At 50.2% G+C, this 20568-nt stretch carries 16 protein-coding genes, 1 pseudogene and 3 riboswitches; of the genes and pseudogenes, 10 read left to right on the top strand and 7 right to left on the bottom strand.

Annotated elements, in window-relative coordinates; all coding sequences use genetic code 11:
• Window positions 1–258 precede the first annotated feature (258 nt).
• A complete protein-coding gene (locus DTHIO_RS00485; RefSeq protein ID WP_008868403.1) occupies window positions 259–927 on the top strand; it encodes a TIGR03790 family protein in 669 nt (222 codons plus the stop codon).
• A 13-nt stretch (window positions 928–940) separates the two neighbouring features.
• Here the strand turns inward: DTHIO_RS00485 and DTHIO_RS00480 are convergent, their stop codons facing one another.
• Window positions 941–1318 carry a type II toxin-antitoxin system VapC family toxin gene (locus DTHIO_RS00480; protein ID WP_008868402.1) on the bottom strand — a complete coding sequence of 126 codons (378 nt, stop codon included), beginning with the start codon at window positions 1316–1318 and terminating at the stop codon, window positions 941–943.
• Window positions 1315–1551, bottom strand: coding sequence for a type II toxin-antitoxin system Phd/YefM family antitoxin (locus DTHIO_RS00475; protein WP_008868401.1), 237 nt, complete (start codon window positions 1549–1551; stop codon window positions 1315–1317). Before DTHIO_RS00475 ends, DTHIO_RS00480 begins: the two co-directional genes overlap by 4 nt.
• A gap of 242 nt (window positions 1552–1793) precedes the next feature.
• On the opposite strand from DTHIO_RS00475, the gene DTHIO_RS00470 reads away from it, so the two are divergent.
• The 3 genes from DTHIO_RS00470 to thiC all read left to right on the top strand — a co-directional run bounded on the left by DTHIO_RS00470 (window position 1794) and on the right by thiC (window position 4274).
• Complete coding sequence (locus tag DTHIO_RS00470; protein ID WP_008868400.1) at window positions 1794–2063, top strand: type II toxin-antitoxin system Phd/YefM family antitoxin; 270 nt, start codon at window positions 1794–1796, stop codon at window positions 2061–2063.
• A complete protein-coding gene (locus DTHIO_RS00465; protein WP_008868399.1) occupies window positions 2060–2344 on the top strand; it encodes a type II toxin-antitoxin system RelE family toxin in 285 nt (94 codons plus the stop codon). The genes DTHIO_RS00470 and DTHIO_RS00465 overlap by 4 nt, the downstream gene beginning before the upstream one ends.
• A gap of 445 nt (window positions 2345–2789) precedes the next feature.
• A riboswitch (TPP riboswitch) is annotated at window positions 2790–2889 on the top strand.
• A gap of 92 nt (window positions 2890–2981) precedes the next feature.
• Window positions 2982–4274, top strand: a complete 1293-nt coding sequence (thiC, locus tag DTHIO_RS00455; protein WP_008868397.1) for a phosphomethylpyrimidine synthase ThiC — start codon at window positions 2982–2984, stop codon at window positions 4272–4274.
• 114 nt (window positions 4275–4388) lie between these two features.
• Here thiC and DTHIO_RS00450 read toward each other — a convergent pair whose 3' ends face one another.
• Together DTHIO_RS00450 and DTHIO_RS00445 are read right to left on the bottom strand one after the other, a co-directional pair.
• Complete coding sequence (locus tag DTHIO_RS00450; protein ID WP_008868396.1) at window positions 4389–5696, bottom strand: ATP-binding protein; 1308 nt, start codon at window positions 5694–5696, stop codon at window positions 4389–4391.
• A 223-nt stretch (window positions 5697–5919) separates the two neighbouring features.
• Window positions 5920–7758 (bottom strand): methyl-accepting chemotaxis protein, encoded by a 1839-nt coding sequence (locus DTHIO_RS00445; RefSeq protein WP_008868395.1) that lies wholly within the window; start codon window positions 7756–7758, stop codon window positions 5920–5922.
• 338 nt (window positions 7759–8096) lie between these two features.
• On the opposite strand from DTHIO_RS00445, the gene DTHIO_RS00440 reads away from it, so the two are divergent.
• The 4 genes from DTHIO_RS00440 to DTHIO_RS00420 all read left to right on the top strand — a co-directional run bounded on the left by DTHIO_RS00440 (window position 8097) and on the right by DTHIO_RS00420 (window position 14294).
• Window positions 8097–8714: a superoxide dismutase gene (locus tag DTHIO_RS00440; protein ID WP_008868394.1), complete on the top strand. Its 618-nt coding sequence runs from the start codon at window positions 8097–8099 to the stop codon at window positions 8712–8714.
• A gap of 127 nt (window positions 8715–8841) precedes the next feature.
• Window positions 8842–8946: riboswitch (TPP riboswitch) on the top strand.
• Between the two features lie 171 nt (window positions 8947–9117).
• Window positions 9118–9894, top strand: coding sequence for a sulfide-dependent adenosine diphosphate thiazole synthase (locus DTHIO_RS00435; protein WP_008868393.1), 777 nt, complete (start codon window positions 9118–9120; stop codon window positions 9892–9894).
• Between the two features lie 641 nt (window positions 9895–10535).
• On the top strand, window positions 10536–12272 hold the full coding sequence (locus tag DTHIO_RS00430; RefSeq protein ID WP_008868392.1) for a hypothetical protein: 1737 nt from the start codon (window positions 10536–10538) through the stop codon (window positions 12270–12272).
• Between the two features lie 1000 nt (window positions 12273–13272).
• Window positions 13273–13362, top strand: a riboswitch (cyclic di-GMP riboswitch).
• Window positions 13363–13715: 353 nt separating this feature from the next.
• Complete coding sequence (locus DTHIO_RS00420; RefSeq protein ID WP_008868391.1) at window positions 13716–14294, top strand: type II secretion system protein; 579 nt, start codon at window positions 13716–13718, stop codon at window positions 14292–14294.
• A gap of 255 nt (window positions 14295–14549) precedes the next feature.
• Here the strand turns inward: DTHIO_RS00420 and DTHIO_RS20210 are convergent.
• The 3 genes and pseudogenes from DTHIO_RS20210 to DTHIO_RS00405 all read right to left on the bottom strand — a co-directional run.
• Window positions 14550–14720 (bottom strand): annotated as a pseudogene (locus DTHIO_RS20210) (transposase); the annotation flags it as partial.
• 193 nt (window positions 14721–14913) lie between these two features.
• Complete coding sequence (locus DTHIO_RS00410; RefSeq protein ID WP_008868389.1) at window positions 14914–15591, bottom strand: prepilin-type N-terminal cleavage/methylation domain-containing protein; 678 nt, start codon at window positions 15589–15591, stop codon at window positions 14914–14916.
• Between the two features lie 432 nt (window positions 15592–16023).
• A complete protein-coding gene (locus tag DTHIO_RS00405; RefSeq protein ID WP_008868388.1) occupies window positions 16024–16791 on the bottom strand; it encodes a type II secretion system protein in 768 nt (255 codons plus the stop codon).
• Between the two features lie 183 nt (window positions 16792–16974).
• Between DTHIO_RS00405 and DTHIO_RS00400 the strand changes: the two genes are divergently transcribed.
• Together DTHIO_RS00400 and DTHIO_RS00395 are read left to right on the top strand one after the other, a co-directional pair.
• Entirely contained in the window at window positions 16975–18498 is a 1524-nt protein-coding gene (locus DTHIO_RS00400) for an ExeA family protein (RefSeq protein WP_008868387.1), read from the top strand.
• 273 nt (window positions 18499–18771) lie between these two features.
• Window positions 18772–20439, top strand: a complete 1668-nt coding sequence (locus DTHIO_RS00395; RefSeq protein WP_083803884.1) for a GspE/PulE family protein — start codon at window positions 18772–18774, stop codon at window positions 20437–20439.
• The last annotated feature ends 129 nt before the right edge of the window (window positions 20440–20568 follow it).

Genomic DNA, 20568 nt, shown 5'->3' with positions numbered 1-20568 from the left:
AAAAAAGGGCATAGAAAGAAGTTTTAAAAAACGCATGTCGTGAGATAAAGCCTGCAATTGAAAGTATCGGTTTCATCCTCGGGAATCCGTTTGGTAAACACCGATATCTTGTTTTTGAACTGGGAAAAGCATACAGGTATTTTAATGGACATTTTTTGCATATTTCGCGTCAAGCGCTATATGTGCAAACAGGCTACGACGATGTTCAGGGCTTTGAGGGAATATACAGTCAGCAATTTGTAATCAATGGCAAGGCTTATGTTTATCAACAGATACGGTTTTGTTTTTTTGATGATTGTTGTGGTGATGGCAGTAAGCTTTCTGCAGCAGAAAGAGGCCGGGGCTTCTCTCAAGCCCGAGGAGATCCTGGTAGTGGCCAACAAGATCCAGACAGAGGAAGCAGGCCTGCAGGGCAGGGCATACTTTGACGCCAGATGGCCCATGCCTGATGAGCGTCCCCAGGGGGGCTACGGCCTGTATGATTACTCCCTGCACCAGGCTGCGCTGCATCTGCAGTCCAATGACATTATGCCGGTAACAGTTGAGGAGACCAGCGCGCTTTTTCAGCCCGGGGACTGCCCTGAAGCAGCCCTGTATGCGGGCTGGTACAGTCTGGCCAGGTATGTGCCGGCCTTTGAATGGCAGCCTGGTTCTGTGGGGTATCATATTGCCAGCCAGGAGTGCCAGAGCCTGAGAAGGGGAGAGTACTGGTGCAAGAGGATGCTGGAAGAAGGTGTAGCTGCCACTCTGGGGCCGGTGGGCGAGCCGTACGTGCAGGCCTTTCCCCCTCCGGAGATCTTTTTGCCCTGCTTACGGACGGGCGTCTTAGTCTGGCAGAAGTCTATTTTAATTCCATACCATCCTGGTCCTGGAAGATGGTCCTGGTGGGAGATCCGTTGTACCGGCCGTTCAAGAATTAGCTGCTGATGATTATTCAGGGCTACGGCTGAAATTTCTTGATTTCAAGGCCTTTCAGGGCCCTGTAATGTTTATCGTTACCAGTGAGGACAGGCTGTGCATGCACCTGTGCAGTAGCTGCAATCAGGGCATCTGCCAGCTGGACGGAGTGGCTGAGAAAGTGCTCCTCAACATAGAACATGGCTTTTATGGAGATTTCCTCGGAAATATACAGAATCTGAGTTTTCCATGCATGCAGGGCTTTGCGCAGAGTGGCCAGTTCTTGCTTGTTTCTCATGCCCTGGACCAGCTCCATGTAGGTCACCACAGAGATGTAGAAGTATTCCGACTCCTCGATGATTCGAAATGCATTCTGGTTACCCTTAAGATACCAGATCAGGACGTCTGTATCCAAGATCATGCGAATCTTCCCTGGCGTAATCTTCGAATGTAGCCATCCACATCTGCAACAGATTCGTTATCCTGCCACATTCCGAACAATTTTTCCTTGTACTCATCGTCCTTGGCTGCCTGGTAAGGGACAAGTCTGGCGCAGGGTTTGCCGCGGTAGGTGATAATCACTTCTTCCCCTCTGCTGACTGTGTCCAGGATTTCCCTGGAGAAAAACCTTAAGTCCTTGGCCGTTGTTTTCATGGTGCCTCCGGGACATAGTTTATACTTTTTTATGTAAACTCTGTCTGGAGCAAGGTCAAGTTGTATTCTTTGGTGATTTCGACCTTGTGTCTTGCATATTGTTTTTGAAAGGGCCTTAATATTCATATCCCCCGAAGCGATTTAACCGGGATGCTCTTCAGGTACTTCAGGGTGCATGTCTTGACGATTGCATAAAATCGGATTATTTTCAGAATTATTGTTCTGTAAAAGAGGGTATAATTATGAGACAAGATGAATACATCTCTGCTACCAACCTGTCCAAGAAAACATCCGCAACCCTGGACGCTTTTGACAGAGGTGAGATGGAAAAGATGATAGTCCTGAAAAACAACTCTCCCAAGGCGGTGCTTTTGTCCATGGAAGCTTTCCAGGCCATGCAGGAGGAGCTTGAAGATTTGCGGATGGCCTCTCTTGCCCTGGTCCGGCAGGAAACTTTTGACCCGAAAAAAGCTCTGTCCCATGAACAGATCATGGAGAGATTTTCCAGGTGACCTGGACTGTAATTTACCACCAGGATGTTGAAGAGGACCTGTTAAGTCTTGGTCCAGCTATGGCCGGTCGGGTCGTCAGAGCCATAGATTCCAAGCTGACCCGTGCTCCTCTGGATTTTGGCCTCCCTCTGTCCGGAAATCTGACTGATTTCAGAAAACTCAGTGTTGGGGACTGCAGGGTTGTGTCCAGGGTTTTCCAGGAACAGGTTTATGTTCTGGCTGTAGGTCCAAGAAGGGATAAAGAGATATACAGGATGGCCGGAACAAGGAAGAGAGAGTAGATATTTCTGTTAGCTGATTCTCTGTCTGAAGAATAAGAAATATCCACCATGAAGAGCATCCCGGTGAAATTCAGCAAATCTGGACTGCTGCATTATTTCATTGGACAGGTGAAGGGCCATGAAGGGAAGAGGCCATCTCTTTCCCGGTCTTAAGCGAATTCTGGACCAGTTCAGATTACTTACCATGCCGCCAACTGGCATCACTTTGACTGTAACCATTCAGGGGGTGCCGAAATCGGCCTGGGGACAGTCCCCGCGACACATTGCCTTCACAATCACCAATATTACAAGCGCAAAATTCCGTGATCCTGCACAGACCTACACAGCGAGGGACAGTCCCCAGGCCTTGTGCCAGTAATCACCACCGAGGACCCCCTGAATGGTTACCTTCAGATGATAAATTATTTTACTTGCCCTGTATGCGATTATATGTTTTACTCTTGATCTAAACGCCAGGGGGCGCCCTTATCGGGATAAGGGCTGAGAAGCACCCCAAGAACCTGATCCGGATAATACCGGCGGAGGGATTGGCGAGCAATCGACCAAGGACTTTTCACTTCCGGACCCTGCTCAGGGCCGGTGTTCCCCCAGGTCAGCTTACCTCTTCCCTCCTGAAATCCATCACAGGAGGACTCTCATGAAAACACAGCTTCAAAAGGCCAGGGCCGGGGTTGTCACCCCGGAGATGCACACTGCGGCAGAAGGCGAGCCCATAAGCGCCGAGGATCTTTGCAGCCTCATCGCCCGGGGCAGGGCGGTGCTGCCCAAAAACGCAGTGCACGACTTCGCCTCAATAAAAGCCATTGGCGAAGGACTCAAGACCAAGGTCAACGCCAATCTGGGCACCAGCGGAGAATGCGCCGACATGGCTGCAGAGGAGAAGAAGCTCGCGGCTGCATTAAGGGCCGGGGCGGATTCCATAATGGATCTATCCACCGGCGGAGACCTGGACCAGCTTCGCTGGATGTTTCTGAAAAAAAGCCCTGTCATGCTGGGTACCGTGCCCATTTACGGACTGGCCGCCAAAATGCTCAGGCATGGCCGGCCCATGCACGACATAACTCCTGAGGAGCTGTTCCGGGAAATAGAACTGCAGTGCAGCCAGGGAGTGGATTATATAACGGTGCATTGCGGGATAACCACGCAATCGGTTCAGAGGCTGGAGCATTTCAAACGCATTATGCCCTGCGTCAGCCGCGGCGGCTCCATGCACATGCAGTGGATAAGGGCCAACGGGCAGGAAAATCCTTTGTACCAGGACTTTGATGCCCTTTTGGATATTGCTGAAAAGTATGACGTGACCTTGAGCCTGGGGGACGGGTTTCGTCCCGGCTGCATCGAAGATTCACTGGACGGGGCCCAGGTGGAAGAGCTCATGATCCTGGCCGAGCTGGCCGGCAGGGCCTTTGAACGCGGGGTGCAGGTCATGATCGAGGGTCCGGGCCATGTGCCCCTGAATGAAATAAAAACCCAGATCCAGCTGCAGAAAAAGCTCTGCCGCAATGCTCCTTTTTATATCCTGGGGCCCCTGCCCACGGATATTGCTGCAGGCTACGACCATATTACCTCGGCAATCGGCGGAGCCGTAGCCGGAGCAGCCGGGGCTGACTTTCTGTGCTACGTCACCCCGGCCGAGCACCTGGCTCTGCCGGCAGAGGATGATGTCTACCAGGGAGTGATGGCCGCCAGGATTGCAGGGCATATAGCCGACTTGAGCAAGGGGCTTCCCGGTTCTGCTGATAAGGACCGGAAGATGGCACACTGCCGCCAGACCCTGGACTGGGAGGGCATGATAAAAAGTGCCCTGGATCCGGACCTGGTGCGCAGCAGGATGCAGATAGCAGAAGACGGGAGGACCTGTTCCATGTGCGGCAAGCTCTGCGCAGTGAAGACTTCCGAGGAGACACAGGCACTTCAGGCAGAATCCTGATGTGCAGTTGAAAGCATGTGACAAAAAAAAGCCGGACAGGTTAACCAGCCCGGCTTTTTTTCTGCGGGGTTATCGTTGCTGCAAAAAAATAGGATATGGCACACAGGACTCCTCTTACTCATCAGGAAGGCTCAGCAGAAAGCGCCAGGCGGAAATGATTTCGATTCGCCTTCCATTAAGTTCCATGTCCTCATCATGGTCCCGTGTAACCAGTGTTCCAGAATCAAGGCCCAGTTCCTCCATGGCCTGGTCAAGGGCGCGGAGTTCCCGTGTCCTCGTGTCTTTATGGGACAATGTTTCGCACACCTGGATCAAACGGCGGGATCTATCCTGCAGGTGTATGATAAAATCCACTTCCAGTCCTTTGGCTGTTTTATAATACCAGATATCCGACGTCAGACGACGAAGAGCTGTAAATATCATGTTTTCCAGCAGGTGACCGGAGTTGATGAGAATACCTGAAGCTACTGAGGTGACAAGTGAATGATCGATACAGTATATTTTTCTAGGGTTTGTTTTGCTTCGACTTAAAGAAGGGTCGAAGATCCTTACAGAAAAGAAAAAAAATGCATCTTCGAACCACTCCAGGTAGTCTGATACAGCTGCTTTCGGGGACTTGTGCCCAAGGGACTTGAGATATCCAGTCAGTCTGTTCACCGTGTGAAGGGATGCGATGTTATCCATCAGACGGTGGGCCAGATCTGTCACTGCTCTGGGGTGTGAAATGTTGTGACGTTCTACCACATCCCTGAAGAGAACGGCCTGGAAGTACTCCTGGTGGATTTTGAGGCGCAAGTATTTTTCAAGTCCAGTGACCTCGGGGAAGCCACCGGTTTCCCAGTAGTCCTCGAAAGCTTTGCGGATGGTCAGGCGCTTCTTGGCCGAGTGTGGTCCGCTGCTTTTTATCCCTTTGGCATCAAGAAATTCCCGGAAAGAAAAAGGGAAAAGCTCCCAGGATATGGCCCGGCCGCGCATCTGCGTGGCTATCTCCTTTGAGAGCATCCTGGCGGAAGATCCCGTCAAATAGACCTGGCATTTCTCGGTACGCATGAGCCTGTCAACAAAGGGCTCCCAGCCTGGTAGCGCCTGAACTTCATCAAAAAAACAATAGACCGTCCGGGAGTTCTTTTTCTCAGGGTATAACCCGAAATAGGCTTCCAGAATCACCTCGAGGCCCATGTGCTGCAGGGCATGCAGCCTGTCATCGAAAAAGTTCAGATAAAGAATGTTTTCCGCCTGCACCCCGTCTCTTTTCAATTGTTCCATGATCTGGAACAGATACGTAGATTTTCCGCAGCGGCGAACCCCAATACATACACTGGCCTTGCCTGGAAGGGTTGTCAGCTTCAGTCGTCTGGGCGTCCCGGTCTCCAGCTGGAGTTCCTGAAAATCAAGTATTATCTCTTGAAGGACTTGCTTCATTTGTTAGGCTCCGAGAATGTTTATTGAGAATCTGGTAATGTTTATTGAGAATCTGGTAATATAAATTGCCAGTTTTACCCCGGACTGGCAAGATATTTTTCCGGTATTTGCTTTTGAACCAGGTGGTAAAGTGCGCATGACTGCAGGTATGCCGCAAAAAAAGCCGGACAGGTTAACCTGCCCGGCTTTTTTGTTTCTTTGTTTTATCGGTTATTTCCAGGGTCTATTTTTCTTCCTTGAGTTCTCTCACTAAGTCCTGGAGCATGTTCACCTGCTTGACCAGTTCGGAGATGGCCTGATCCGAATGTTCCATGGCCTCGGCTGTGCTTGAGGAGAGTCTGCTGATCTCCTCCAGGCTGGCATTTATTTCTTCGCTGGAAGTGGACTGCTGCTCTGTAGCCGTGGCAATGGAGCGCACCTCATCGGCAGCAGCACTTATGAGCTGTACGATCTCTTCCAGTGCCCTGCCTGACTGCTTGGCCATTTCTGTTGCTTCCTGGACGGCCTCTACAGCACTTTCCATGGCTTCAATGTTGGTCCTGGTTCCGTCCTGGATTGACGAGATGGCCTGGCTTACCTCCTTGGTGGCGTTCATGGTCTTCTCGGCCAGTTTGCGGACCTCGTCGGCCACAACGGCAAAGCCACGTCCGGCCTCTCCGGCCCGGGCGGCCTCGATTGCAGCATTGAGGGCCAGCAGATTGGTCTGATCGGCTATATCGTCGATGACGTTCATTATCTTGCTGATGTCCTCGGCTTCTTCACCCAGCTTGCCCAGGTTGGTCCGCAGGGAGCCTGCATGGTCCTGGACCTTCAAAATGGCCTCCACGGCCTTTTGAACGATCTCGGAGCCCTCAACGGCTCGTTCCTTGGAGTCTTCGGCCTTCTGGGCTACATTCGAGGAGTTTCTGGAGACCTCCAATACAGTTGCGTTCATCTCTTCCATTGCTGTGGAGCTTTCCCCAACCCTTTCGTTCTGGGATTTGGCGCTTTGTGAAGAGTGGTTTACCTGTCTGGACAACTCCTGAAGGTTGGAATTGAGCTTTTCCACAATTTCATCCACGCTGTCTGCAGCATGCTGCATGCCCTGCACTTTGGCTTTTTCAGCCTGTTTTTTGGCCTCTTCAGCTTCTTTTACAGCCTGCATGGCTTTTTGCGACTGGGTCTCGGCCTCTTGAGATTTTTCTTGAGACTCATCTATCTTGTCCTTTAATTTTACTACCATGCTCTGTACAGAGTTTTTCAGAGAGGCCAGTTCTCCCTTGAAGTTGCCCTGTATCGAACTGTCCAGGTTTCCCTGCTCAACGGCCAGGGCATAGGACTGCAGGCTGTTTAACGGCCTGCTGATGAGCCTGGAAAACAAGAGGTATACTCCCAGGATGATGGCCAGTACTCCCAGTCCGCCCATTATAAACAGGAACTGATTCGACTGGCGTATTGTCTCGTACATGGAACTCATGGGGATGTAGACCACCTCTGCGGTTTCAACCCTGTCTTCGAGGCGGGGCGGGGAGTCAAAGGGGTATCTTTCCCGCATGGACTCCGGTGCATCTTCAGGCTGACGGTGACAGGGAAGACAGTCCGCCCTGTTCTCTTCTCCCTGAGCGATAATGTAATAATCCTCTCCGTCAACATTGCGAATGCCCCGCCACTCCAGCTCATCCTTGCCGTCGCGGTGCATGCGGTCCAGGGTGCGGATAAGTTCTGCTTCCACCGGGGTGGCGTCGTTGTCCGGGTTCATGGGTTTGGTGGAGGGGGTGCGGAAAGTAATTTCGTGTCTGTGCTCTTCCGGGATCTGCTGAAAAACCTGGTTGGCGGCATAAGAAGTGGATTGCAGTTCCACCATGAATTCGTCTTCGCCAAGCAGATCAGTAGCTTCTGGTCGTACAACTGATCCAATATGGCTGCGTACAGCCTTCATACTGAACAGGAGTGTCTCTGCTTTTTCTTCGTATTCAGAAGTCAGTTCCCGCTCCATTGTTCTGTTGGTGGTATAGGTTAAAGCAGCTATGGCCAGCAGGCATATGCCCGCGGTTATGATAATAAATATCCTGCCCAGTTTCATGGTTGTAAGCTCCTCCTGAGTAAAAAACTTCAAGTCTGTTGCGCATGCAATATATGGACCACCTGTATTTTTTGCAGGACGATTTTTATTTAATTTAACTGCTTGAAATTATTACATTTAATTTTTATGCCTTGCCAATGCCTGAGGCTTTTCCGCTTACCTGAATAGGCAGGTGCCAACTTTTGGGAGCATAAGGTGAGAAAAAGCTGCGTTTCATCTTTGAAACTCTTCCTCCTTGACAGACAGGCCTGGAGATATAAATATCAGCACGTCAACATACTGGATACTCCATGCATGATGCATGGTTTTTTACAGCAAAGCAAAGAGGGAGGTTTTTTATGAGTCAGGATAATGCAGGCAAGGCAGAGCATGTACTGCCGCCGCTGCCTTTTGCCCAGGATGCCCTGGAACCGGTGATTTCAGCCAGAACACTGGAATTTCATTACGGCAAGCACCATCAAACCTATGTAACCAACCTGAACAAGTTTATATCCGGAACCGACCTGGAGGGAAAATCTCTGGAGGAGATAGTTCAGGCGACGCACAACAAAGCGGACAAGGTGGGCATATTCAATAATGCGGCCCAGGTGTGGAACCATACTTTCTACTGGAACAGCCTGAGTCCGCAGGGTGGCAAAGAGCCTCCGGCAGCTCTCAAGCAGAAGATGGAGGAGGCTTTCGGTTCTGTGGATGACTGCAAGAAGGAGCTGCACAGCGCCGCGGTGACCCAGTTCGGCAGCGGATGGGCCTGGCTGGTGCTGGAAGGCGGCAGGCTCAAGGTGACCAAGACCCTGAACGCGGATATGCCTCTTGTGCACAATATGAAGCCCCTGCTGACCATTGATGTCTGGGAGCACGCCTATTACCTGGATTACCAGAACCGTCGTCCGGATTACGTCCAGGCGGTGCTGGACAAGCTGGCAAACTGGGATTTTGCTGCATCCAACATGGAGTAGATAAAAGCCGCGGCTTTGATTCTGTCAAGGCGGCTGCTTGATGATAAAAGTTTTTGCTTGTGTTTTCTAATCCTTTAAGATACGAGATTTAACGTTCTTTAAATGCATGCTCCGCAATCAGGGAGCTGTGTGTCGCTGGGGGAGGCCTGTGCCTGAGATTTCGGATTTTCCCGAAAGACCCCTCGCACCTGATCCGGATAATACCGGCGTAGGGAAGCGGCTTTGGCATAACTTGACATGCACTCAAGGGCAAAGGACAAGTTTATCAGGGCTGTTTCTTCTGGAAACAGCCCTTTTTTTTGCTCAACAGAATGTATCTGTTAAGTCCCGGCCAGGAAGAGTACTGCACTGCCGGAATGCAGGGCCTGGACAGATACAGCACAATCTAACAGGAGGCTTGAAAATGGCACTGGATGAGATCATTATTTCGCGGGCGATTATCGAAACCTATACCAAGAAGCTGATGGATTCCCTGGAATTAGACGTGGCCATATGCGGGGCAGGTCCTTCCGGGATGGTGGCCGCCTACTACCTGGCCAGCGCCGGGAAAAAGACGGCCGTGTTCGAGCGCAACCTGGCCCCCGGCGGCGGCATGTGGGGCGGGGGCATGATGTTCAACGAGGTGGTGGTCCAGGAAGAGGCCAGGGAGATCCTGGATGAGCTGGACATCAAGTCAGTGGAGTACACTCCGGGTTATTATACTGCGGACTCGGTGGAAGCAGTGTGTACCCTGGGTTCCAAGGCAGCCAAGGCCGGGGCAAGGTTTTTCAACCTGGTATGCATAGAAGACGTCATGATCCGGGAAAACCGTATCACCGGGCTGGTCATCAACTGGTCCGCAGTGGAGAGCGCCGGGCTGCATGTGGATCCTTTGACCGTGCGTGCAGATTACGTGGTGGAGGCTACAGGGCACCCGGTGGAGATAATGCAGGTCATTGAGAGCAAGATGGACACCCGGCTCAATACGCCTTCAGGCAGGCTGGAAGGTGAGAAGTCCATGTGGGCGGAAAAGGCAGAGGAGCATACAATAGAAAACACCACAGAGGCCTTTCCCGGGGTCTATGTATGCGGCATGTCCGCCAATGCCACTTTCGGCTCCTTCAGGATGGGGCCAGTATTTGGAGGCATGCTCAGATCCGGCAAAAAAGTGGCCCAGGAGATTATCAACAAGGCAAAATAGACTGATGTTTCGCAAGCATTCAGGGGGTGCCAGCAATCGCCACCGGGAATAGACTTGAGGCGTACTCCCCAGCCGTGAGCGGCAGAGCCGCCCGTGTGCAACGAAGTTGCCCGTGCCAAAAAAATCTTTTTAGGCACGGGAAGCCTTCAGGCTTCACACGGGTGCTCCGCACACACGGTTTTGAAGAATATAGATCCCCACAGGGCATTACCCGCCTGGCAGACAGGCAAATTGGCATATTTCCCCCCTGAAGGGTTACGATTTTTCGGGCTAAGCCCTCCACCAAAGCGCCCGGCTCGGGGTACATTGCTCCGGGCCGGATAACCAGCGTCTTTTTCTGACCTGCCTGCACCCTCCTGCCTGATAAGCATTTGTGTCACACCATAAGAGATATTTATATGCATACCCAGGAAGCTGCAGTTGCCATGCCCTTAGAGCTAGTGATTCTGATAGACAAAAATGAGCAGAAATGAGAGTGTATCCAGAAGCAAGTAATTTCTTGTGTGCTCAGGTAAAATTGAGCTCCGCAAAAAAACGATGTGTCGAGGAAAAGGATGATCAAGTGTTTTCAGATCAGTCCGTAAGAGAAGAACAGCCTGCTTATACCCATCGGGTTGAAAACAACCAAAAGAAGTAAAATTATGTCTGAAAAAATGGCTCTTGGCCCTTACCTGAAGAAAATTGAAGACATTTGTGAGCCTCTGAGCAAGGAGGAGTTGCAGGGGGTTATATTGTCCATAGCCAGGGAGGCTCGTGTTCATGAGCGTGCCTCCTTTATTTCAAGACTGTCCAGTTATCTGCCCCGGGGGCTGGATGCTCCGGAGCCCGTGGAGGGTGCATCAGCAGAGGATATCCTGGACGGTATCGAGGCTTTGAAAGAAAGCATCCTGGAAAGGATCGAGACGATAGAGAACGGAGAATATGAGGAACTGGAGGATTTTGAAGGGCATGATATCTATGATTACGAACCCGAATACGTCAGTGAGGAGCAGTTGGAGGAGCTTGGCTCCTTTGTAGATGAAGCGGGGCGGTATTTTTTAAATGGCGAACTGGAGCCTGCCCGGCAAGTTTACAAAGCCGTCTTTGACCTCATCCATGAGGCTGACATTGAGCACTATATCCAGGAGATAGATATGGTTGAGGCCAGGGCGCGCCATAGTCGCTGTGTTTATGAGCTTACTTCTGGCCAGCAGAGGATCGAGGCCTTCTGGGAGGTTATGGTTCCAGATATTGCCGATTCCGGAGGGTTTTCGCCACCTGATGCTTATCCTATGCTTCAGGATGTTGTGGAGTCCATGGTGGATCCCTTGCCGGATTTTGAGGGTTTTCTTTTGCAATGGGAAAGTGCCCTTTCTCAGGAAGAAGTTCCAGGAAAGCGAAGTGCCGGCCTTTTGCTTGAGGCTGTGGGCCTTAGAAATGATTTAAATAAGATCAGTGAACTGGCCAGAAACTGGGGCGACAAGCAGCCTCAGGGTTATATATTCTGGCTTGAGCAGCTTGCAGAGAAAGGATCGTGGAAGGAGACAGCAGATGTGTCCAGGGAGGCACTGAGTAGGCTCAGCCCAGGCAGGCAACGGGATGAAGCCTCCGAGTACCTTGTTCTGGCCGGAAAACAGCTTGAAAATGACGAGCTGGTCCTGGAGGGAAAAAGAGAAGCCTTTTTTTCCAGCGCGGACATCACGTCCCTGATGCTGTTGATTGAAGAAGCAGAGAAAAATAACCTCCGGGAAAAGGAGTTGGACGGGGCTGTAGAATACCTGAATACTGAAGAGTTTAAGCTGTTTGAACAAGATATGCTGGTAGCGGTCCTGCTTATGGCGGGAAGGATTGAGGACGCCTTTGCATATTCCGGGGATGTGACACCTGTTGGCTGGTCGTATGCGAGTCCGGGCGGACTGCTGTTCAGCAGTATTTTAAATATGGCCGGGGGGCTGAATGAGGACTGTTCGGTAACAATTTCTATTCTGGACTCTTATGCAGGTGAGATTTCACTGCAATCGTCTTACCATCATTTTACGGTTGCTATGGAAGAAGTCGAACAGGAGTGTTCCAGTCAAATCAAAAAAGGTCTGGCAATAGCTATGCCCCGAATATCAGGCAGCGAACTGGAAAAGTATTTCAACTGGGCCACTGAGATTGGAGAAAAAAGAATCGATCACATAGTCAGCAATAAACACCGCAAGGCCTATAACAGGGCAGCCAGTGTACTTGTTGCCCTGGCTGAAACCTATGCAGCCCGTGGTGATAAAAAGAAAGCTTCATCCATACTGAAAAAGTATTATCATGAGCTGTTCAGCCGGTTTTCGGCTTTTCGGGCTGAAGTCAAAGGGATGCTGATGGAATCTGAAATTTTGAATAACCAGAAGATAAAGCTATGACCCGGCCCGGGTTCAAGGACGAAACTGCATAAAAACCTTCCATTTCATGCCTGGCCTGAATTGAGCAATTACGCCCTCCAATTGCCCATTTCAAGTCTGGTATAAGTTGGGCAATAAAGACGACTTTTCCCCATTTCATGCCTGGCTTGTTATGGGAAATTCAGCCTTGTTTTTCCCCATTTCATGCCTGGCTTGTTATGGGAAATTCAGCCTTGTTTTTCCCCATTTCAGGCCAGGCATGTGCTGGGCAATCGTGATGTTGAGGGTAACCCTTCAGGGAAAGCAGGAACTATGCAAAGTTTCCTGTCTGCCAGGGGGTAATGCCTTGCTGAATGTCCTTATTCTTCAAAACCGTGTATGCGGAGTGCCTGCCTGCACGATGAAATTCCGCAGGACAGCAAAGCGCATTTTAGTCGGGTATGCCTGCAGGATTCCCCGTGCCGGAGAAGATTTTTTTTGCACCCCAGTTGAATGCCCTGCGGGCTAGCTCGTTGAGCTATTCAATCACGCCATAGGCGTGACAGGCTGGCAACTTCTTTGCACACCCCGGTGAAACCCGCTACGCGGAGACAAAAGTCTGTTTCATCACGCCAGGGGCGTGACAGGCGGGCGGCTCTGCCGCTCACGGTTGAGGAGCAAGCCTGAAGTTTACTCTCGGTGGTGATTACCAGCATCTCCTGAATGTATAGGAATAACTTTTGCGATCACATGCTTCAGGGCCAAATTGCAAAAAAAGCAGGAAAGAAGCTCAGTCCACTAAAGTTGTTTTGCCATTGGTCGATATGTTTTTTAACTACCCAAAAGGAATGCAGTATTTGCTCGACCCTTTACTCTATGTGTTTTGGCAACATCATTGGTTGCTTGTTGCAACAAATTTAGTAAACAACAACTTTTGTATTTTTATCATGATTTTTTAGCGAATTTTTTTTGTAATTTCCAAGCATTAATGCTTGACGGGCAATTTTATGGGGAGTAAGGTGAAGTTAATAAAGAATTGAATGTCTGACAAAGGCAACACAGCCTGAAAAGGTGTGACGCAAAGCCACCGGCCTGGATTTTTTTTTGGGAGTATGGCAGCGGGGTTTCCGGACATTGAGGTGAATTCATCCTCTTTAGTTTTCCTGCCTCGAATCCCCACTGTTTTTCAGCCTACTTCATGCGTTATCATTAAGCCTGAATAATAGGCAGTGAGATATACCCCCCCCCCATTGATTGCCTCCTCTATCTGAAGAAAATTGGGGAACAAGCGACAAAAAAGCATTTCTTATTGTTTTATTACTTATAGATTTTGAAACCGGCACTTTGCAAGTATCTTTGGTAACCAGGCTTGTCGCTTTAATTGAGGATCTGCCAGCAATTTTTAAAAATTGCTCAGATTATTCGCTATCTCCCAGGGCGACACACAACTTTTTTAATGTGAGGATGCGATAAAAGGAGGCAGGTATGTTGAAAAAGAAGAACGAACAAGGTTTTACGTTGCTGGAAGTGGCTATGGTGTTAATAGTTGCAAGTTTGATTGTCATTGCTACTTTATCTGCACAAGGTGTATGGGATACTGCAAAGTCTTTTAGGCTTGAACGTCATGTACAGGAAATGAGAGTAGCAGTTGCCCTTTATGAAAATAAAATAGGTTCTTTGCCTGGAGACGGAGATCCAAATACACCTGGCGATCCAGATGGTGAAATTGATAATGGTACAAATTTTTGGTATGAAGTTTTAAATGAAGAAGATCTGGTGACTTCGGAACAACAAGCAAACAGACATCCATTTGGTGGTGATGTGGTTTTAGCATTTTCTGACGGAGCTACCACAGCATCCACCAATCCGTTTGATCTAGATATAAATGTCTTCACATACGAAAATATTCCTGTTGAGTGGGCAGAAACTTTAGATAATGCCATTGACGACGGAGAATCAAATTCAGGTAGGGTTCAAACTACAGATCCTGGTCAAGCCAATGCTATTGATGATTATAACAGCGCTGCAGGAGATTTGGTTGATGTGTGGGTAAGATTAGATTAATGGCTAGTCAAGATATGCGTAAATAGCCATATCTTTGCTCTACATTATTTTATTTAAAGTATAATAGGACACACCTGCAAAAAGTCGAAAAGTTGATTTTGGTCCTAAAACGTATTTTTATAACTCTTTGATTTTTTTTTGTCAACTATCATCTGTCAACTGTCAACTGCGTCTGCAAAAGAGACTTTTTGCAGACGCATCTAATAGGGCTTGGGGACAGTCCCCAAGCCGATTGCGGCACCACCTGAAAGGTTACGCACAGGCCGTACCCTTAATAATTTCAATATCTTTATACTCACACAGCCTTCGGATTATCTGTCCGATATCTGTTTTTAGATGGCCATATATTACCTTGCGCCGCCTTATGGGAACAAAAACTATGTGGTATTTGCATTCCCACACGCTATGCCCTAGACTTTTTTTCATAAGAAGCTCCTTTCTTAAACTTTGGTCACGGATTCAGCACCGTGCCCTTGTACGAAAAAAGATTCTTTTTTTTTCAAATAATACAGCATAGCTTTTACTACTCTCCCCGGCATAGCAAAAGACTTAGCTTTGTAGTTGTAGTGAATGCAGAGTGCATTGGGCAAATATGGTTTTCATTCAACCGGCAACTGTATCATGGACATGCTCGGTTGTTTAAATAGTACAGGGTCACAAACTCGACAAGGTCGTCATATTTATCGCCTGTCTGGTCTTCCTCGCCATGTCTCTTGATAACAACTTTGCCCTCGACCCCTTCGTCATCCAGCCCATCGTCGGTTCTGCTTGTGATTAGCGTAAAATTTGTGTCGTCACTGGTAAAATAGGTGTTGGACTGCTGATTTGCGCCCTTGCTTCCAATTATAAAGGCGACGCCTTCAACGTCATGCCGGCCGGGCAGTGCGAGGCTTAGCCCCTGGATGGAGTTCTCCTGGCATAACGCGCTGGATTCATTGTTTTCATCTTCTGTTGTTGTTTCTGCGGCAGGCAGGTAAAAAAGCTCATTATTCCAGGGGTCAATGGTGTGGCCGATTCTGGTGGAAAACTCGCTTCGGGTGGGCAGCCTCTGGTTCATTCTGGCAAAGCCCACCACTTCGTCCCTGGCCGTGCGGACAACCTCTCTGGCTTCGCTAACCTTTTCCTGCCTGAGCTGGGATACAATCAGCGGGGCAAAGGCACCTACTAAAAGCCCCAGCACCACCAGCACCACGGACATTTCTATCAGGGTGAAGCCGAGTGAGCCGCCGGATCTGTTTGATCTGCCCGGTACTTTCATGTGCGCGTTTCTGCGGCCTGGCAATTTATGTTTAATCATGGAGATTTAAAAAATAATAGTTGTCAGTAAATTGTTATTAGTGCCTTAATTCTCAATCCTGTTATAAAAAAACAAGAGGTTGGAGAAACGCTAATTCAAGTAGTAGATCAAGCTTAAAGGACACAAAAAGGAAGGGATCTTATACAACCACCCCCGGCCCCTCCTTTGCTAAGGCGGGGAGAGTTAATGAAAGGGTCTGATTATAACCACCCCCGGCCCCTCCTTGGCTAAGGAGGGGAGTTTACACCGTGCCCGTGATCCCATACAAGGAAGCAGGCCCAGTTAAACCCTGCTATGCAGGATGTCAGAAAAAGTTACCAACATGTTTGTTTGAAATTTGTGCTAAGCGCCTAAATTAACTGCCTTACCTTACCCTATTAACAATTAACAAATAACAGATAACTGGGTTGCGGGCATGGCCCGCTTTAAATATCACTCAGACAGAATGGCCCGCAGTTCATGGCCTGTTATGATTAAAAACTGATCGTCGTTTCGTTTTGTAAAGTCCGGGGTGCAGTCTGCAAGGGAACCTGTGATGCTGTCCTGGTCGTCGAAGCAATTATCAGGCCACACCTGCTCATCCAGAAGACCATCCGGGCCGGGGCTGATCAGGATAAAGGCTATGCCGGTCTTGTCGCCGGCCTCAGTAATGGCTGAAGAGTCAGAAGCAGGCTCGACTGCTTCCGTCTCCCTGTAGGGAATGTCCACAGCATATTCTCCCTGCAGCGAATTGCCGTCTTCGGTGATGCCTTCCACGAAGCGAAGCCTGTTGCCCCAGGCATCCCTTATTCCTGGCCTGCAGAGGCAATCGTCCACATCTTTTTGAGGGTCATGGCTTATACACTGCGCTGGTTCCTGCTGGTCAGTCTGCAGGTCGCTGTACGTCGGGTACTGCAGGGAGTGAACCATACGTTCCACCAGGCAGTTTTTTGCCTGCTGCATAACCGATGTGGTTCTGGCGATTTGCCTGGACTCCACTACACTTCTCCAAGCCCCTATAGCAGCGAAGAGAATCAGGCCAATTACGGCCAGAACCATGCCCAGCTCAATCATGGTCACTCCTGCTGTCTGGCTGTCGGACTCATATTTTTTTATGCTGGAAGTCTTCATGCAGGCATTATCCGTCTGAGTGCCGTTGTGACCTGGCAGCCCCTGAATGGCAAAAAATGCCCCCCGCTGGTTTGCTTTGGAAAACTGCATAAGGCAACAGCTCCAGGTGCGGCAGGCCTTTGAGTGCAACATGCTGATTATATTTATTGTTTTTAAAAATTTACAGGTAAGTAAGCCAACGGTAACTGTTTACAACCAGGCTGCGATAATATAGTGTGGTTTTAGTGTATCTTGGGAAAATCTATGGAAAAAGCCCCTCAGGAGTCTTAGTACGTGCCCAGCGACATATTCCAGGCCATTGGATTAAAGGGTAACCCGTTTTCCCCGGCCACCTCGACCAAAGGGTATTTTCATACCCAGGCCACCCAGAGGATACTGGAGGAAATACACTTCGGTGTTTCCCAGCGCCGTGGATTCCTGCTGCTCATCGGCGAAGTAGGAGTGGGCAAGACATCTCTTCTGCTGCAGCTCCTGGAGCGGATACATTCCAGCCCCGAAGACAAGCTGCGATCGGCCTGGGTGTTCAATTCCATGATGGACCGCATGGAGCTTATGAAGACCATTATCAGGGATTATGGTCTAACCCCTGCAAAAAATGCCACCTTTTCAGAACTGCTGTCACAACTGCACCAATTCTTCCTGGAGGTCAACTCAAACGGAGGAAATTGCGCAATAATTATTGACGAGGCCCACAACTTCGACATCCATACCCTGGAATCCCTGCGCCTTCTATCCAACCTGGAAAGCGATGAAAAAAAGCTGGTGCAGATCCTGCTTTCAGGTCAGCCGGAACTCCAGGTCCGCCTGAACTGCAATGAACTAAGACAGCTGCGTAGCCGCATAGCGATCAGCAATACCCTGCCCGCCCTGAGCAGGGACGAGGTAAAGCGCTATGTGGACTTCAAGCTGAGCAGCACCAGTTCCCAGCTTTATCTGCCCAGTTCTTCGTGCAGGCTCCTGCACAGGTCCACAAGGGGCAATGTCCGGCTTATAAATCTTATCATGGAACGATCCCTGCATGCTATGTACGCACTGGACCAGACAACAATAAATCCGGGCATTGTGCACGCAGCCATACAAGAGGTGGGGACATTTCAGCAGGATATAAGGCAGAATTACAGTTTCAAGAAAAAGATCCTTTGTGCTGCTTTGATCCTGGCCCTGGTGCTTCCGGCGGCCTACCTGGTGAAGCAGCAGGCGGGGTCGCCCATAATTCAAGGACAGGATTCAGCCCCGCAGCAGCAGACCGGCAGCGGCAATGCCGGTACTCAAGCCGGCGAGGGCATGAGAACTGTTGAACATGACACTGTGCTGCAGATAGTGCCTGATGCCTCGGTAACCAGAGAAAAGCTGCACTCTTTTCTGGAGCCTTTTGACCAGGAGAACCTGGCCGAGGTCATGCTCCAGGCCCTGTGGGTGAATTCCCCCGAGGTTCTCCATGACAAGCTTCCTGATGATCTGCTCCTGGCCGGGGTGCATGACCTGCCTGATAATAACGGGCTTAAATTTTCCGCTTTCCCGTGGAAGGAGTATACAGGCCAGTCCCCCAAGTGGATTGTTCTCTGGCGGCCAGAGGTCATAGTGCAGGAATTTTACCCGGACCTGCGCAGCCAGGAGATTCAAAAGATCCAGGAAAGACTCAGTGATCTGGGTTATTACAGAAATATCACCGACGGTTACCTTGGCTCAGCCACGTGGCATGCACTTATGGATTTTCAGGCGGCATATGATCTGGAGACTTCGGGGACACCAACCCCGGAAACAATTTTCTGGCTGTTTTCAGGGGCAGATCCATGACCTGCTGGGCTGTCCCTGCTGATCTGCCCGGGCAGTCCCCTGACTTTAAGCCTGGGCATTTTGCGGGATTGAGCACGGGTAACCATTCAGGGGTTCCTCGGTATTGATTGCTGGCACCAGGCCTGGGGACTGTCCCCGCTAAGTACTTATATGCAGGTTCACACAACTTAGCGTTTGTCAAATTTAATCTGTGCAGGAAAGATTTCGCGGGGACTGTCCCCGGGCCGGTTCCGGCACCTCCTGAATGGTTACGAGCACGCGAGACTCCCGGTTATGAAAGCAAAGGAAGCAGACATGCCTGAAGACGTGAAGGTGGGCGATCTTCTTCTCAGCAGGGGACTTATCCAGAACAAGCACATGGAATATGCCCTGCAGGTGCAAAAGGTTACCCGGGAGAAGCTGGGCCGGATTCTGACCAGGCTGGGCATGGTTTCAGAGTACGATATGGTCAGGGCTGTAGCGCATCAGCTGCAGGTTCCCTGCGTGGACCTGACCAGGTGGAAACCGGAGATGCAGTGGCTCAGGCGGTTCAACCGCAATTTCTGCCTGCAGAACCGGGTGCTGCCCCTGGGAGTGCACAAAGATCAACTGGTTGTGGCAACATCTGAGGTGCCGAAAGTCCAGGTGCAGCAGAAAATCCATCGCTTAAGCGGCAAAGCCCCGAAGTTTGCATTAACTGAAGAACATCAGCTGGTAAATTTCGTATACGACCACTTTTTTTTCATGGACCGGCCGGTTGAAGAACTGCTGCACATGGAAATACAGTCACTGTACGCAGATACCGGCAACACTCTGAGTCCTGACAATTTTCTGCACTATCTGCTGTTGTGGGCCATTAAAAGCCAGGCAACAGATGTGCACATAAGGTCCATGGAGCAGGGAATAAGCCTGGCCTTTCGGATAGACGGAGTTCTTCATGACAGGGTGTTTATCCCCAGGGAACTGCAGAGAATAATCACCGCCATAAAGCTGCAGGCCGGAATGGATATTTCAGAGCAGCGCCTTCCCCAGGACGGGCGCTGGACCGCCAGACTGCTGGAACGTTCCTACGATATACGCGTGTCCACCCTGGTCACTCCTTACGGGGAAAACATTGTCATGCGTCTGCTGGCCCTGGGGCGGATGCAGTTCTCCCTGGCCGGACTTGGATTTCTGGACAAAGATCTGCCCCTGCTCCGACAGGCCTTCCAGGAGCCTTACGGTATGATTCTGCTAACCGGACCTACTGGATCCGGCAAGTCGACCACCCTGGTTTCCGGACTGAGTTCCATTGATCTTCTGGAAAAAAACGCCATCACCATCGAGAACCCGGTGGAGCATGTAATCCCCCTGGCCAGGCAGACCCAGGTCAATGAGGCTGCAGGCTATGATTTCTCAACCGCCATCCGCAATTTTTTGCGTCATGACCCGGACATCATCCTGATAGGAGAAATGCGCGATGAAATCACCGCCAGGACAGCCATGACCGCCTCAGTAACCGGACATCTGGTTCTGTCCACACTGCACAGTAATACAGCCCTGGGATCCATTCCCAGGATGCTGGGACTGGGGATCGACCACCTGACCATGTCCGAGACCCTCATCGCAGTTGTTTCCCAGCGCCTTATCCGCACGGTATGTTCTCACTGTAACCAGCAGTACCCTCTGAGCCGTGAAGAAAAAGAGTACCTGGAAAGGGACACTGAATACGGCAGCAGGGGGCAGGGGTGCGATCAGTGTGATCATTCCGGCTATAAGGGGCGAACTGTGATCTACGAAATCCTTCCTGTCTTCGGCGAGTTGCGGGAGTTGATTGAAAGGGGGGCATCAAAGCAGGAGCTGGCAGGCTCGGTTCGAAGCCACGGCTTCAGAAGTATTTTTGATGTGGCGGTGGACAAGGTGGAAGCCGGATTCACCGACGTGGCAGAGGTAAAAAGGGTCCTGGGGCGGTTTATGCGGTGACAGGGAGTCAGATGTCAGATGTCAGATGTCCCCAGTGAAACCCCTATCTTCGATAGGGAGATCTTCCGGCTGTTTCACGGGGCAAGCAGTAAAAACAGAGTGTTATGTGTATTGTTTTTTCTGAATAAT

The sequence above is a fragment of the Desulfonatronospira thiodismutans ASO3-1 genome, assembly GCF_000174435.1.
Classification (GTDB): Bacteria; Desulfobacterota; Desulfovibrionia; order Desulfovibrionales; family Desulfonatronovibrionaceae; genus Desulfonatronospira; species Desulfonatronospira thiodismutans.
This window is presented reverse-complemented; position numbering and strand designations above follow the sequence as displayed.

What these genes read in the sequence shown, in the direction of transcription:
- DTHIO_RS00485 (WP_008868403.1), top strand. Translation starts at nt 259, where the DNA reads ATGTTTATCAACAGATACGGTTTTGTTTTTTTGATGATTGTTGTGGTG.
- DTHIO_RS00480 (WP_008868402.1), bottom strand. Translation starts at nt 1,318, where the DNA reads ATGATCTTGGATACAGACGTCCTGATCTGGTATCTTAAGGGTAACCAG.
- DTHIO_RS00475 (WP_008868401.1), bottom strand. Translation starts at nt 1,551, where the DNA reads ATGAAAACAACGGCCAAGGACTTAAGGTTTTTCTCCAGGGAAATCCTG.
- DTHIO_RS00470 (WP_008868400.1), top strand. Translation starts at nt 1,794, where the DNA reads ATGAGACAAGATGAATACATCTCTGCTACCAACCTGTCCAAGAAAACA.
- thiC (WP_008868397.1), top strand. Translation starts at nt 2,982, where the DNA reads ATGAAAACACAGCTTCAAAAGGCCAGGGCCGGGGTTGTCACCCCGGAG.
- DTHIO_RS00450 (WP_008868396.1), bottom strand. Translation starts at nt 5,696, where the DNA reads ATGAAGCAAGTCCTTCAAGAGATAATACTTGATTTTCAGGAACTCCAG.
- DTHIO_RS00445 (WP_008868395.1), bottom strand. Translation starts at nt 7,758, where the DNA reads ATGAAACTGGGCAGGATATTTATTATCATAACCGCGGGCATATGCCTG.
- DTHIO_RS00440 (WP_008868394.1), top strand. Translation starts at nt 8,097, where the DNA reads ATGAGTCAGGATAATGCAGGCAAGGCAGAGCATGTACTGCCGCCGCTG.
- DTHIO_RS00435 (WP_008868393.1), top strand. Translation starts at nt 9,118, where the DNA reads ATGGCACTGGATGAGATCATTATTTCGCGGGCGATTATCGAAACCTAT.
- DTHIO_RS00430 (WP_008868392.1), top strand. Translation starts at nt 10,536, where the DNA reads ATGTCTGAAAAAATGGCTCTTGGCCCTTACCTGAAGAAAATTGAAGAC.
- DTHIO_RS00420 (WP_008868391.1), top strand. Translation starts at nt 13,716, where the DNA reads ATGTTGAAAAAGAAGAACGAACAAGGTTTTACGTTGCTGGAAGTGGCT.
- DTHIO_RS00410 (WP_008868389.1), bottom strand. Translation starts at nt 15,591, where the DNA reads ATGATTAAACATAAATTGCCAGGCCGCAGAAACGCGCACATGAAAGTA.
- DTHIO_RS00405 (WP_008868388.1), bottom strand. Translation starts at nt 16,791, where the DNA reads ATGCAGTTTTCCAAAGCAAACCAGCGGGGGGCATTTTTTGCCATTCAG.
- DTHIO_RS00395 (WP_083803884.1), top strand. Translation starts at nt 18,772, where the DNA reads ATGAAAGCAAAGGAAGCAGACATGCCTGAAGACGTGAAGGTGGGCGAT.